At 42.6% G+C, this 14,832-nt stretch carries 9 protein-coding genes; 1 reads left to right on the plus strand and 8 read right to left on the minus strand.

Features of this window, described 5'->3' with window-relative positions:
* From porE to ald, 6 genes are all read right to left on the minus strand, one after another.
* Positions 1-1,995, minus strand: a complete 1,995-nt coding sequence (porE, locus tag FHS86_RS12860) for a PorE family type IX secretion system protein (RefSeq protein ID WP_429414218.1) — start codon at positions 1,993-1,995, stop codon at positions 1-3.
* 188 nt (positions 1,996-2,183) lie between these two features.
* Positions 2,184-4,373: a glutamine synthetase III family protein gene (locus FHS86_RS12865; RefSeq protein WP_429414221.1), complete on the minus strand. Its 2,190-nt coding sequence runs from the start codon at positions 4,371-4,373 to the stop codon at positions 2,184-2,186.
* Positions 4,374-4,973: 600 nt separating this feature from the next.
* A complete protein-coding gene (locus FHS86_RS12870; protein WP_429414224.1) occupies positions 4,974-6,344 on the minus strand; it encodes a dipeptidase in 1,371 nt (456 codons plus the stop codon).
* A 141-nt stretch (positions 6,345-6,485) separates the two neighbouring features.
* A complete protein-coding gene (locus FHS86_RS12875; protein ID WP_429414226.1) occupies positions 6,486-6,929 on the minus strand; it encodes a methionine-R-sulfoxide reductase in 444 nt (147 codons plus the stop codon).
* Between the two features lie 165 nt (positions 6,930-7,094).
* Positions 7,095-9,725: a valine--tRNA ligase gene (locus FHS86_RS12880; RefSeq protein ID WP_429414229.1), complete on the minus strand. Its 2,631-nt coding sequence runs from the start codon at positions 9,723-9,725 to the stop codon at positions 7,095-7,097.
* A 385-nt stretch (positions 9,726-10,110) separates the two neighbouring features.
* Positions 10,111-11,223, minus strand: a complete 1,113-nt coding sequence (gene ald / locus FHS86_RS12885; RefSeq protein ID WP_429414232.1) for an alanine dehydrogenase — start codon at positions 11,221-11,223, stop codon at positions 10,111-10,113.
* A gap of 236 nt (positions 11,224-11,459) precedes the next feature.
* Between ald and FHS86_RS12890 the strand changes: the two genes are divergently transcribed.
* Positions 11,460-12,656, plus strand: a complete 1,197-nt coding sequence (locus tag FHS86_RS12890; RefSeq protein ID WP_429414235.1) for a pyridoxal phosphate-dependent aminotransferase — start codon at positions 11,460-11,462, stop codon at positions 12,654-12,656.
* Between the two features lie 70 nt (positions 12,657-12,726).
* Here FHS86_RS12890 and FHS86_RS12895 read toward each other — a convergent pair whose 3' ends face one another.
* Positions 12,727-13,197: a hypothetical protein gene (locus FHS86_RS12895; protein WP_429414238.1), complete on the minus strand. Its 471-nt coding sequence runs from the start codon at positions 13,195-13,197 to the stop codon at positions 12,727-12,729.
* A gap of 366 nt (positions 13,198-13,563) precedes the next feature.
* A complete protein-coding gene (locus FHS86_RS12900) occupies positions 13,564-14,652 on the minus strand; it encodes a mannose-1-phosphate guanylyltransferase (RefSeq protein WP_429414240.1) in 1,089 nt (362 codons plus the stop codon).
* Between the last annotated feature and the right edge of the window lie 180 nt (positions 14,653-14,832).

Consider the following 14,832-nt stretch of genomic DNA (forward strand, 5'->3'; position numbering starts at 1 on the left):
TTAGTGCGCACTGTAATCTTCTCTGAAATCGTTGCTCAATACCCTGAATTCTGTTCTGCGGTTGATGGCTTTTGCGATTTCCTGTTCTTCTTCAGTGGTAAGTGCCATTATGAACGACTCGGTGAGTTCGTCTCCGCGGCTTAAAAATTCATATTGTCGGGCAAGTTTACGGTTCACGGTTTTGGGCCATGTTTCACCATATCCCTTTGCAAGCAGCCGTTTGGGATTTATTCCCTGTTCTATCAGATAGTTTACAACTCCTTGAGCGCGCTGTTGCGACAGATTGGAATTAAACTGCACAGATCCCACAAAGTCGGTATGCGACATGATTTCGATTACGATAGTAGGATTAATGGTCAGGATGGTAATTAAGCTATCGAGCGCTTTTTTTGCCTCTGGTAACAAGTCAGCTTTTCCAAATTCGTAATTGATATTATCGACCTTAACCGGGGCATCGGTTGGGGTTAGCTTCAGTTCAATTTCAAAGACTTTACTGTCGGGAAGTCCGGTGGTGGAGATAATTTGTTTTGCATTCAGAAATCCGTCTTTAAAGGCTGCAAAAATATAGTCGGTTTCAGGAGCCATCCGGTATTGAAACTTACCATCCTGCGATCGAACCTTCAGCATGGTTCCATCGGTGCCAATCACCCTGATGTAGGCATCGTTGATCCGTGATTCTGTTTCTGAATCAACAATAAGGCCTTCGGTGCGAAATATTTTAGGAGGGAGTATAAAGGAGTATAGATCATCGCCGGTTGAACCCTTCCGGTTGGAGGTAAACATGCCCTGATCGCGTCCGGGAATAAAAGTGATACTGAAATCGTCTCCGGCCGAATTGATCGGAACTTTCATGTTCTCAACTTCCCATGTTTTTGTGCTTTCGTTGTAAGTGGCTTTAAATAGGTCAAGGCCTCCCATGCCGATATGATAATCAGATGAAAAATACAATTCATCGTTATCGCGAATAAAGGGGAAGAGTTCGTCACCGGGAGTATTTATTTCCGAGCCCATGTTTTCAGGCGGGCCCCAGGTGTTAGCTAGTTTTTCGACTTTCCATATGTCTTTACCTCCCTGGCCACCTTCCATGTCGGAAACGAAGTAAAGTGTCATTCCATCATGCGAGATGGCCGGATGAGCAGCAACCAAACTGTCGGGGAGTAAGTCGATATTAACAGCATCGGACCAGGTATCCTTGCTCCTCAGGGCTGTATAGATGGCAGCTCCGTTCGATCCTTTCTTGTCGAATTCACAACGGGTAAAATACATGGTGTTACCATCGCTGCTAAACGAAGCGGCTCCTTCTTCAAACGGAGTATTTATGAGCAACTCTTCATCTACTGGTACCGGCTTTTCCCATCGTTGTCTCTGGATGTCGAAGTTTGAACGAAACAAATCAGCTGCATTTTGACCGGTTATTTCGCTTTTCCCTTTGCCGGCTGCACCGTCGCGGGTCGAGGTAAAAATGATCACATTGTCGAGGCCTCCAATAAACCAGGGCGAAAAATCGGCATAGCGGGAACTGAGCAGCTTTTCGCGATTGACCTCAAAGCGGGTGGGGTTTTCTTCCCATACGGGGATTAGCTTACAGGCTTCAATCCCGTTTAAAGCTTCCTGGTTATTTGGAAATGAATCGAGAAATTGTTGATAGGAAGCAAGTGCGTCATCAAATTTTCCATTGTATCGCAGAGCGTGGGCATATTTTAGTACCAGTGAACTGTCGGGATAGTTTTTGCGAAGCAGGTTTCTGATTCTTAATTCAGCCCGCTGATAATCGTCGAGATACCAGTAGGCGTTTGCCAGGTAGTAATCGTATTCTGTTCGTTTGTCGGGGAGCTTCTCCTTACGGTAGGCCTTGATCAGTTTGTCGATGGCCGCATTGTATTCTCCAATTTCATACGATTTTAATGCAGAGTTGGCCGTACGGGATGACGAACAGGCCGAAAGGAGAAGAATCAAGGCAATCAGGTAGATAAAGGTGTATTTATGTTGCTGCATTGTTATTTTACTAAAATGGCTTTAAAAATAAAGAATTTCAACGACATGCCGAAGGTTGAGATTAACTCTTATGCATAACGGAGAAAATGCGAATTGAGTATGTGGTTGGTAACAGATGGAAAGCAACAGGATAAAAAAAAGAACTGCTCCTGTTGAGGGCAGTTCTTTTTATGGTAGTGTTCAAATGATTAGCTGTTAAAGAGCAATTCGCGGTATTTGGGTAGTGGCCACATTTCGTCATCAACAATCAGTTCAAGCTTATCAATGTGATAGCGAATTTCTTCAAGGTATGGGCGTACGGTTTTGTCGTAAGCATAGGCTTTCTCTTTTCCATCCTCAATTTTATTGGCTACTTTACGGGCCTCAATCATTGTATTGACCTTATTTTTAATTTGAGTAATGTGATCTGAAATTTCCTTGATCAATTCAATCCGGTTACCGGCCAGTTTCTCAAATTCTCCGTCACCAAATACCTCTTTTAGCCCTTTGACGTTTTCAACCAATTGTGTTTGATAGCGAACTGCGGTAGGTACAATGTGGTTGATAGCCAGATCTCCCAATACCCGGGCTTCAATCTGGATTTTCATGGTGAATTTTTCATATTCGACTTCAACACGGCCTTCCAGCTCTTTTTCAGAGAAAACACCCGTTTTGTCGAAGAGCTTTTTAACTTTTTCTGTCAAATAGGCTTCGAGTGCAACAGGTACACTTTTGATATTGGTGAGGCCACGTTTTTCAGCTTCTGTCACCCATTCTTCACTATAGCCATTGCCATCGAAACGGATGGGCTTACATATTTCAATGTATTTTTTTAATACCTGGAAAATGGCTTCGTCTTTCTTAATTCCTTTATCTATGAGCTCATCAACATCTGTCTTAAACTCGATGAGTTGTTCTGCAACAGCGGTATTCAGCGCGATCATTGCCGACGAACAGTTGGCCGAAGAGCCAACAGCCCTGAATTCGAAACGGTTACCTGTAAAGGCAAACGGTGAGGTACGGTTTCTGTCGGTGTTGTCGAGCAGAATTTCTGGTATACGACCGATGTTCAGTTTTAGTGATGTCTTTTCTTCGGGAGACATTTTCTTGTCACTAACATTTTGTTCGATCAGGTCGAGCATTTTGTTTACCTCGGTACCCAGGAAGGCCGAAACGATTGCCGGTGGAGCTTCATTGGCACCAAGCCGGTGTGAGTTCGATGCGGTCAGTATGCTTGCACGCAGCAAATCCTGGTGCTTGTATACTGCCATCAATGCATTGACCACAAAGGTTAGGAACTGAAGATTGCTTTTGGGATTCTTACCAGGAGAGTATAGGTTGACTCCTGTATTGGTCGACAAAGACCAGTTGTTATGTTTTCCTGAACCATTGATGCCGGCAAAGGGTTTTTCGTGGAAGAGAATTCTGAAACCATGCCTGCGGGCTACTTTTTTCATTAGGTCCATGATCAGCTGGTTGTGATCGTTGGCAATGTTTACTTCTTCGAAAATAGGTGCAAGCTCGTATTGGTTGGGAGCAACCTCGTTGTGGCGGGTCTTTACCGGTATTCCCAGTTTATAGGCTTCATTTTCAAGATCGATCATATAGCTGCCTACTCGTTCGGGAATGGAGCCAAAGTAATGATCGTCGAGCTGCTGGTCTTTCGATGATGAATGGCCCATTAGGGTGCGGCCCGTCAATACCAGGTCAGGACGGGCATGGTACAGTGCTTCATCAATCAGAAAGTATTCCTGTTCCCATCCAAGATTGGCATTTACTTTCGTTACGTTACGATCGAAATACTGACATACAGCTACAGCAGCCTTGTCGACAGCACTCTGTGATTTTAACAGCGGAGCTTTATAATCGAGCGCCTCTCCGGTATACGAAATAAATATGGTTGGAATACATAGGGTGGTTCCAATGATAAATGCAGGAGATGAAACATCCCAGGCTGTATAGCCACGGGCTTCAAAAGTCTGACGTATGCCACCGCTTGGAAAAGAAGATGCATCGGGTTCCTGCTGAGCAAGCAGTTTGCCTGAAAAGCCTTCAACCACACCACCATTTTCATCCAGGTCGATAAATGCATCGTGTTTTTCAGCTGTTCCGTCAGTTAAGGGCTGAAACCAGTGGGTGTAGTGGGTTGCGCCATTGTCCATGGCCCATGCCTTCATTCCTGTAGCTACACCATCAGCAATCTTGCGATCGATGGTTGTACCGTTGTCGATGGCGTCAACAACAGCCTTGTATGCGTCTTTCGACAAATATTTCTTCATTTTGGGGCGATCGAATACAAGCATTCCATAATAATCGGATGTCAGATCAGATTCCCTCTTTACCTGTACAGGTTTTCTTTCTAAAAGCTTTTCAAAAGCTGCTAAACGAAAAGTTGCCATAGCTAATTGTTTTAATTATCGTTTTATCATTACCATTTCTGAAGATCGGTATGATGATCTGGCATTTTGTCAAAACGTAAAATTTTTAATTATTGAGAAAATACCCATTAAAAATGATCATCTGACACAAAAAAATGAAATTTTGTTGAATTATTTGCAGAATTGGTGAATAAAAAACAGAAAAATTAACATTGAGTCCATTTGAGTGAGGCTAATGATGATAAAAAGGTGTAAAAACACAAACAGACTTGGTTTAAAATGGGGGTCGATGAATAGTAAATATAATTAAGAGGCGCGCCAGGGGTAAATTCTTCAGGATATTCTTCGCTGTCTTACTTTTTCTTTAAATTGCTTGCTGGTGTGATATAAGGTGCAGTAAAACAGTGATTAAGGTGAGTTTTGTATTCCTTTATAAATAGGTTGGAATATAAAATAGAAATTTTCAAAATCGAAAAAATAGTTAGTTCAGGTCGTGTTTATGCGGGGGGCTAATTAATAAAACATGTTAGTTTATTGAAAAATAAAAAATGTTAAAGTGTCGTTATTCAATAAAAAAAGCAGACTAAAAAATCTGCTTATTTTATTTGAGCTGTCAAAATGTTATTGGTGCTTTTCGGTGAAATATTGATAAAACAGAGGAATGGTCTCTATGCCTTTGTAAAAATTTTCCAGCGGGAAGTTTTCGTTTGGGGAATGTATGGCATCAGATTCTAAGCCAAAACCCATTAAAATGGTTTTTATTCCAAGTATCTCTTCAAAAGTTGAAACAATAGGTATGCTGCCTCCACTACGCACGGGAAGGGGCCTTGCACCAAATGTTTGAGTCATTGCTTTTTCTGCAGCCAGGTAAGCGGGGTGGTCAATCGGACACACGTAGGCCTGTCCGCCGTGAAGGTACTCTACCTTCACTTTAACTGAACGTGGAGCAATGCTCTTAAGATACCAGTCAAGCAATTTGGAAATTTCGTGGTGATCCTGATCAGGTACCAGCCTGCTTGATAATTTCGCATAGGCCTTTGAGGGAAGAACGGTTTTAGCTCCCTTTCCTGTATAACCACCCCAAATTCCACAAACATCGAACGAGGGTCTGATGCCGGTGCGTTCGATGGTGGTGTAGCCCATTTCACCAAAAAGTTTGTCAACGCCAATTGCCGACTTATAAGCCTCCTTGTCGAAGGGGCGACTATTAAGCAGTTCTTTTTCTTCAGCAGAAACTACTTTTACTTCGTTGTAGAAACCCGGAATGGCAATGGCATTGTTTTTATCGGTGCATTTTTCAATCATACGACACAGGGCATTGATGGGATTGGCAACAGCTCCGCCATAAAGTCCTGAGTGAAGGTCGCGGTTAGGCCCTGTTACTTCTACCTGCCAGTAGGCAAGTCCTCTTAGTCCGGTAGTAATCGATGGTTTATCGGCTGCAATCATGGTTGTATCCGAAACTAAGATCACATCTGCCTTGAGCAGGTCCTTATTTTCTTCACAAAATTTTCCCAGATTGGGAGAGCCTATTTCCTCCTCGCCTTCGATCATGAATTTAACATTGCATGGAAGCGTGTTGGTTCTGATCATGTATTCGAAGGCTTTTGCATGCATAAAGCCCTGGCCTTTGTCATCGTCGGCACCACGTGCAAATATTTTCCCATCCCTTATCACTGGTTCAAACGGGTCGCTTTCCCAAAGCTCAGGCGGGTCAACTGGCATAACATCCATGTGGGCATACACCAATATGGTGGGAAGCGCCGGATCGATTATTTTTTCACCATAGGTTACAGGATTTCCGTCGGTTTCCATCACCAGTGCCTTGTCGGCCCCCGCATCGATCAATAATTTTTTCCAATATTCAGCGGCTTTGTACATGTCGGCTGCATGTTCGGGTTCAGAGCTGATTGAAGGAATTCTGATGAGACCAAAAAGTTCTTCGAGGAAACGTTCCTTGTTCTTTTCAATGTAGGTGATAATGTTACTCATGATATAGCTTTAGTGTTAATGTATGTTGAAAGGCTCCCCAATACATTATATTGTAACAGCAATGAATGTCTGGTATAATTGAGCATTCATCAAATTTATGGAAATTTTACAGGATAAAAAACAGAAAGCGGATGTGCTTCCTTACTCTTGTTCGGCTTGTTTCGTTTTGCTGGTTTCGGGTAAAAATTTTAGCGATACTGAGTTAACACAATGGCGTGTGTTTTTTTCTGTGAACCGTTCTCCTTTGAATACATGCCCCAGATGCCCGCCGCAATTATTGCAGGTTATTTCGGTACGATGTCCGTCGGCATCGATTGTGTGTTTTACAGCCCCTTCTATTTCGTCATCGAAACTGGGCCAGCCACAGCCCGAATGAAACTTTGATGAAGACCGGTAAAGCGGTGCATCGCATTTTTTACACAAATAGGTTCCCGGCACAAAATGGTCGGTATACTCGCCACTGAAGGGGCGTTCGGTTCCTTTTTGTTCGATAACGAATTTCTCGAAATTGTTAAGCTGATTGTATTGCACGGTGTCTTTCTTTTGTGGATAAAATAAAGCCAGTATGATGATGATTGTATACATTGTTTTTAGAACGATTAAATGGGTTCATAATCAATGCATGGTTCAAAAATGAAAAACCAGACATTAGTACCAATAATACAACTGAGACGCCCTGTTTGTTGGTTAAAGAACATTAAAAAACCTGCCTTGAATGATCAGGGCAGGCTTTTTAGATGAAATACTATATTATTTCAGTGTTGCGATGCGCTCTTCAAGGGCCTTGATCTTGTCTTCGGCATCGGCTTGTTTCTTACGTTCAGTCTCAACGACACTTTCAGGGGCATTGTTTACAAAGCGTTCATTACTAAGTTTTTTTAACACTGAATTTAAGAATCCTTTGGTGTAGTTAAGTTCTTCTTCCAGTTTCTGAAGTTCAGCCTCAACATCAACCTGATCGCCAAGATCGATGAAGAAACTGGAGGTTTTCACCCTGAATGAAACGGCACCCTTCAGGTCTTCATCTATTTTTTCAATTTGTGCAATGTGACCTAGCTTCTGAATGACAGCATTGAAGCGGGTATTGTATCCCTTCGATCCTTCATTGACCAGCAGATCGATGGCGTCTTTAAAGGCGATGTTGTTCGACTTTCGGATGTTGCGTATGCCGGTAACCGTTTCCTTTACATCTTCAAAATCACTCAGAAGCTGTGCATCGGAGTGGAGATACACTGGCATCGGGCTGATCATGATGCTTTCACCTTTCTGGCGTTCGCTTATAAGTTGCCATATTTCTTCGCTGATAAAAGGCATGAAGGGGTGCAGTAATCTCATCAGATCGTCGAACAAGCCAATGATTTTGTTGTAGGTTGTTTGATCGATGGGCTGCTGGTAGGCAGGTTTCACGATTTCGAGCAGCCACGATGAAAATTCGTCTCTGATGGTAGTATAAATGAGCATCAGGGCATCCGAAATTCGAAATTTATCGAAATGCTTATTCATCTCTTCAATGACACTGCTCATTTTTGATTCGAACCATTCGATGGCTAATTTAGCATGTTCGGGCTGGGGAATGCTCGTATCGACCTCCCAGCTTTTTACCAGCCGGAAAGCATTCCATATTTTGGCTGTAAAGTTCCGGCCTTGTTCGGGCAGGCTTTCGTCGAATAACAGATCGCCACCTGCAGGTGAACAAAACAGCATGCCAACACGAACTCCATCGGCACCATATTTTGCAATCAATTCAAGTGGGTCGGGTGAGTTGCCCAGCGATTTCGACATTTTTCGACGTTGCTTGTCACGCACCATTCCGGTGAAATATACATTCTTAAAAGGCTTTTCTTCGCGGATGCCATAGCCGGCCATAATCATCCGGGCTACCCAGAAAAAGATAATATCGTGTCCGGTAACCAAATCGTTCGACGGATAGTAATACTGAATTTCTTTATTGTTGGGTTGGCTTATTCCGCCAAAAACCGAGATTGGCCAAAGCCATGATGAGGCCCAGGTGTCGAGCACATCATCATCCTGTTTCAGGTCGTTGGCGCTTAGCGCCGTGTTGCCTGTTTTTTCGCGGGCTAATTGTAAGGCTTCTTCCAGGCTTGCAGCCACTACATAGCTGCCATCGCTAAGGTAGTAAACCGGAATTTGATGGCCCCACCAAAGTTGACGGCTAATGCACCAGTCCTTGATGTTTCCCATCCAATGGCGGTAAAGGTTTTTGAATTTTGCCGGATGAAATTCAACGTCGTCATTTTCAACAGCGTCGAGTGCCGGTTTGGCCAGTTTGTCCATTGAAAGAAACCATTGAGCCGAAAGTTTGGGTTCGATAACAACATTGGTGCGTTCGGAGTAACCTACTTTGTTTTTGTAGTCTTCAGTTTTTACCAGATTTCCAGCTTCTTCAAGCATGGGGACGATTAGCTTGCGGGCTTCGAAACGGTCGATGCCAATCAGGAGTCCTGCGTTTTCGCTAAGTGTACCATCATCGTTAAAAGTATCAATGGTTTCCAGGTTATGACGCATGCCAATCTCGTAGTCATTGACATCGTGTGCAGGTGTTATCTTTAAGCAGCCGGTACCAAACTCTCTGTCAACATAGTCATCTTCGATGATAGGGATACTTCGCTTAATTAAAGGTACCAGCACTTTTTTCCCTTTAAGATGTTTAAAGCGCTCATCTTCGGGGTGCACGCAAACGGCAGTGTCACCCAGGATGGTTTCCGGCCGCGTTGTGGCTATGGTAACCCACTCGTCATGTGAGTCTTCAATTTTATATCTTACATAGTAAAGTTTCGATTGTTCTTCTTTATGTATAACTTCTTCATCCGAAACTGCTGTCTTGGCGCTGGGATCCCAGTTAACCATTCTCACACCACGATAGATGAGACCTTTGTTGTATAAATCGACAAATACCTTAATTACCGATGCTGAACGTTCTTCGTCCATGGTAAAACAGGTTCGGTCCCAGTCGCACGATGCGCCCAGTTTTTTTAATTGTTCCAGAATTATTCCGCCATGTTTTTCGGTCCATTCCCAGGCATGATCAAGAAACTGCTCCCTTGAGAGCGCATGTTTATCGATGCCTTCCGATTTTAGTTTATTAACCACTTTGGCTTCAGTGGCGATGGACGCATGGTCGGTTCCCGGCACCCAACAGGCATTTTTTCCCAGCATCCGGGCGCGGCGTACAAGAATGTCCTGGATGGTGTTGTTGAGCATGTGTCCCATGTGTAAAACGCCGGTGACGTTGGGCGGTGGAATTACAATGGTGTAGGGTTCACGGTCGTCGGGTTCGGAATGAAAATATTTATTTTCCATCCAGTAACGGTACCATTTGTCTTCAACTTCAGAAGGATTATACTTGCTGGGAATTTCCATTGATTAATGTTGTTTCTGTTAAAATCGTACAAAAATAAAAAAAATGATGTTGGTAAGCTGAAAAAGGGCAGGAATTACAAGTTGGCATAAAAAAAGGAGACATCATCTGATGTCTCCCAAAAAACTATCCCCCAAACTAAAACGCCAAACATGAAAAAGACTTGATCTGAATGAAATCAATCATGTTTGTAATTGATTTCTTGTACAAATATAAAGTGTGTTTTTTTACAATGCAAGTTTTTTTTAATGAATTTTCATTGTTTGTTGATTTTTTTTTAACACCTATGATGTAAGTTGCACAAATACAGCAATATGAAATTTCAAAAAAAGATGTCCAAAAAGTTGACTTTTTAGTTGAAAAGCTGTATGTGTATATCATACACAATTATAGGGATTTCTCAATATCTTCATATTTTAGATTGAATGCCTCTGCAACACCCTGATAGACAATGTGTCCATCCACAATATTGAGGCCCTTACGTAGTGCCGCTGATTCCCTGCATGCAGCTTTCCATCCCATATTGGCAATTTTAATGGAATAAGGTAAGGTGGCATTGGTAAGTGCAATGGTTGATGTACGTGGAACTGCTCCGGGCATATTGGCTACAGAGTAATGAATCACATCGTCGATTACAAAGGTTGGATCATCGTGGGTAGTAGGATGGGTCGTTTCGATACAGCCTCCCTGGTCAACTGCAACATCGACCAATACTGTTCCGGGTTTCATGCTGGTGAGCATGTCTCGCGTAATCAGTGAAGGTGCTTTGGCCCCAGGAATAAGAACGGCTCCTATAATAAGGTCATGTGTTGAAATGAGTTCTCTGATATTAAACTCGTTGCTCATCATGGTCTTCACATTGGCTGGCATAATATCGTCGAGGTAACGCAGGCGGGGGAGACTGATGTCCATAATGGTGACATCGGCACCTAGTCCGGCAGCCATTTTTGCCGCTTCGGTACCCACTATTCCTCCTCCTATGATCAACACTCTAGCGGGATGAACACCTGGAACCCCACCCAGAAGTACACCACGTCCGCCATAGGTTTTTTCAAGGTATTTTGCACCTTCCTGAACCGACATGCGTCCCGCTACCTCCGACATGGGAATCAGCAATGGAAGGCTGCGGTCGGGTAATTCAACCGTTTCGTAGGCCAGACATACGGCCTTTGATGCGATCATGGCCTTGGTGAGCACCTCAGATGAAGCAAAGTGAAAATAGGTAAATAGAATCTGGTCTTTCTTAACCAGCTTGTATTCTGGCTCAATGGGTTCTTTTACTTTGATGATCATTTCGGCAATGGAATAAATTTCTTCGATGGTGCCCAGAAGCTTGGCGCCTACCAGGGCATAATCCTCATCCATAAAACCGCTGCCTTCACCAGCTGTTGACTGAACATAAACTTCATGACCATGTTTAACCAATTCACCGGCTCCTGCCGGGGTTAAAGCGACCCTGTTTTCGTTGTTTTTAATTTCCTTAGGAACACCAATTATCATAGCTAATTTTTTTTGTTTAATTCAAAAATACGCTACCTGTCAGCTGTAAAATATGATAAAACCCATGTAAACAAGGGGCTGGCAACAATTTGTAGCTGATTTTTTTCATCTTTTTTTCAATGCTTGAAAATTGAAAGACAGTGTCATTTTTCGGTGTTAAAAATGTGGCTGAAGGGTATTTTTTATTTCAATCTGTTAGTTTTATCTTTACGCGATTTGTTAAAAAGCAAAAATTTATGCCGGAAGTATCAAAACGAGGGGTAAGAATGCCTGCGTCGCCAATCAGAAAGCTGGTTCCACACGCCGACAGGGCCAAAGCCAAAGGAGTTCATGTTTATCATTTGAACATCGGTCAGCCCGATGTGCATACGCCTCAGGTGGCGATTGATGCGATCCGAAATATCGACCGAAAGATACTGGAGTATAGCCCAAGTGAAGGTATCGGTTCCTATCGGGAGAAACTGGCGAAGTATTATCACAAATTTAATATTGCCGTCGAGGCCGACGATATCATTATTACAACAGGTGGATCGGAAGCAGTTACTTATGCTTTTCTGGCCTGTCTCGACCCGGGCGATGAGATTATTGTACCCGAACCTTCGTATGCCAACTATACAGCATTTGCCATTGTGGCCGGGGCCATTGTGAAAACAATTCCTTCGAAAATTGAAGAGGGATTTTCATTGCCTCCGATTGAAAAATTTGAAGCACTCATTACCCCGAGGACAAAAGGGATTATGATCTGTAATCCCAATAATCCGACTGGTTATCTTTACACGCAGAGTGAAATGAATGCAATACGGGATTTGGTGAAAAAGTACGACCTGTATTTGTTTTCAGATGAAGTGTACCGGGAGTTTTGTTATACGGGTGCACCTTATATTTCGGCATTTCATCTCGAGGGCATTGAAGAAAATGTAATTCTCATCGATTCTGTATCGAAACGTTACAGCGAATGCGGAATCAGGATTGGTGCACTGATATGTAAAAACAAAGCGGTACGTGCCAATGTGATGAAATTCTGTCAGGCGCGTTTAAGTCCGCCTTTGATAGGGCAGATTGCAGCCGAAGCTTCGCTTGATACTCCCGACGATTATATGCTCGAAGTATACAATGAGTATGTAGAGCGCAGAAAATTTTTAATTGACGGCTTGAATCGCATCGACGGGGTTTATTCACCTATTCCTATGGGCGCCTTTTATACTGTGGCCCGCTTACCTGTTGATGATTCGGATAAGTTTTGCGAATGGCTGTTAAGCGATTTTACTTACGAGAACAGTACGGTATTTATGGCGCCGGCCAGTGGTTTTTACACCACCCCCGGTTTAGGTTACAACGAGGTTCGGATTGCCTATGTGCTCAACAAGACCGACCTGGGAAAGGCATTAAGAGTACTTGAAGAGGCTTTGAAGGTTTATCCCGGTCGAGTATAAACATAAAAAAACCCGCATTGCTGCGGGTTTCTTTTTAAGAAAATTTGCTTGCTTATCTTTTATGAGAAAATTAATTCAGAATGTGGCTGTAGTTCTCATTCAACAGCTGTGGTACAAACGAAGCAATGTAGTTAAGTGCTTTTTCTTCGTTTAATTGCTTTGGTGAAAGTTTCGACTGGTAGCTCATTTGTTGCTGATCGATCACTGCTTCGTTGATCATCGGATCAACAGTGCTCTGCGAGCGTTTTACTGATTTTACTCCAAAACCTTCGGCTGTGTTTACATAGCGAACTTCGAAGAAGTTGTTTTTAACAATGTACTCTTCACCTTTTTTTGTAACGTTTTTGTAAACAGTGATTCCTTTACTGCTGTCGCCATAATTGATGTTCCACGACTTTTCAAAATCGAGTGTGGCTTCAACTGCATCGTTGGTGCTGATAGTAAACGATTCGGTTGCCTTTACAATGCCTTTGGCATTAACACTCAAAACGGAAATCAAAAATACGATAAGGATTGCGTTTGTTAAAATAATTCGTTTCATAGCATTTTATTTAATGTGTGGCTAACTATTGTGTTTGTTTGATAGGTGCAAATTAAGGCTGCTTTTAGCCCTTAAAAACTGATTAAAGTTGGTCTTCATTTTTTAAACAAATTAACATTTGTTAACATTATTGGTGTTTATAAAAGCTATGATGAAATATGAATGAAAGTGATATTTTTGGGGGAGTTCGGCTTACGAAGTATAAGCGAATGCTTTGTTTTAAGTAGAATTTGGTTTTGCGCTGCCTGCAGCAGAAGGAGGTAGATTTTCTTGAAATAGATGCAACTGTGTTAAGCCAATGTTAAGCCACAAAAAAACCTCTGTTGACTACAGAGGTTAGTGCTTTCCTATTTGTTTCAGCTTTGCTTATACATATTCATCACCCTTGCTGATTTTGACATCATTTACGATTTGTCTGATTTGTTGTTCTTCCTCTTTTTTACAAATCATCAGCGTATTGTCCGACTGAGCTACAATGTATCCGTCGAGGCCCTGTATAACAACGAGCTTGTCGTCGGTAATGTTAACAATGCAGTTGTTTGTATCGTACAATTTAACATTGGCTGCATTGACTGCATTTTGTGCTTCATCTTTTTCTGAATTATCCCAAAGCGAGCCCCATGTTCCCAGGTCGCTCCAGCCAAAATCGGCACACAATACATATACATTTTGTGCTTTTTCCATCACACCGTAGTCGATGGATATGTTACGGCATTCCGAATAGGTTTTATTCAGGAAGGCAGATTCTTCGTCGCTGTAATAATACCTGGCTCCTTTGGCAAAAAGCTCGTTCACATCGGGGAGGTAATTGTCGAATGCTTTCATAATCGACTTGAGCGACCAAAGAAAGATACCTGAATTCCAGAAGAACTCACCACTTTCCATAAAGACCTTTGCCATTTTCAGATCGGGCTTTTCGGTAAAGGTTTTGACCTTGTGCAGGTTTTCTACACCATCGAATTTTACATTCCCGTTTATCTGGATGTAGCCATAGCCTGTTTCGGGACGGCTGGGCCTGATGCCAAGCGTAAGCAAAGCATCGTGCTGCGCAATGAAATTGAGTCCGTTGCTTAAATGTTTGATAAAATCATCTTCCTTGGTGATCAGGTGATCCGAAGGTGCAACAATGATGTTGGCCTCAGGGTTCTTTTTCATGATTTTGTGGCTTGCATAAGCGATGCAGGGTGCAGTATTTCGGCGCATGGGCTCACACAATACCTGTTCTTCATCCAGATCGGGAAGTTGTTCCATAACCAGTTCCTTGTAGTCGAGGTTGGTTACAATCAGGAAGTTTTCAACCGGACAAATCTTTAATAAGCGCCGGTAGGTTTGTTGTATGAGGGTTTCGCCGGTACCTAAAATATCGAGAAATTGTTTTGGACGCGATGATTTGCTGAGTGGCCAGAAACGGCTTCCGATTCCGCCAGCCATGATCACGCAAAAATTATCTTTCATATTTGAATTGTTTTTGTTGGAGCTTAAATATACCTAAAATATCATTTTCAAACAGTGTGCTGAAACGATTCCTTGCTTCAAAATTGATAAAAAGCACTTTCAACTGATTGGTTTGTTGTCATTATTTGTTTCTGAATAATTTCATGCTGAGAAGGATATGTTACAAAATGGCGACTCATT

The sequence above is a fragment of the Roseimarinus sediminis genome (assembly GCF_050433125.1).
GTDB classification, from domain to species: domain Bacteria; phylum Bacteroidota; class Bacteroidia; order Bacteroidales; family Prolixibacteraceae; genus Roseimarinus; species Roseimarinus sediminis.

Coding starts and splice junctions, on each gene's coding strand:
- porE (WP_429414218.1), bottom strand. CDS start 1,995: ATGCAGCAACATAAATACACCTTTATCTACCTGATTGCCTTGATTCTT.
- FHS86_RS12890 (WP_429414235.1), top strand. CDS start 11,460: ATGCCGGAAGTATCAAAACGAGGGGTAAGAATGCCTGCGTCGCCAATC.
- FHS86_RS12865 (WP_429414221.1), bottom strand. CDS start 4,373: ATGGCAACTTTTCGTTTAGCAGCTTTTGAAAAGCTTTTAGAAAGAAAA.
- ald (WP_429414232.1), bottom strand. CDS start 11,223: ATGATAATTGGTGTTCCTAAGGAAATTAAAAACAACGAAAACAGGGTC.
- FHS86_RS12900 (WP_429414240.1), bottom strand. CDS start 14,652: ATGAAAGATAATTTTTGCGTGATCATGGCTGGCGGAATCGGAAGCCGT.
- FHS86_RS12870 (WP_429414224.1), bottom strand. CDS start 6,344: ATGAGTAACATTATCACCTACATTGAAAAGAACAAGGAACGTTTCCTC.
- FHS86_RS12895 (WP_429414238.1), bottom strand. CDS start 13,197: ATGAAACGAATTATTTTAACAAACGCAATCCTTATCGTATTTTTGATT.
- FHS86_RS12875 (WP_429414226.1), bottom strand. CDS start 6,929: ATGTATACAATCATCATCATACTGGCTTTATTTTATCCACAAAAGAAA.
- FHS86_RS12880 (WP_429414229.1), bottom strand. CDS start 9,725: ATGGAAATTCCCAGCAAGTATAATCCTTCTGAAGTTGAAGACAAATGG.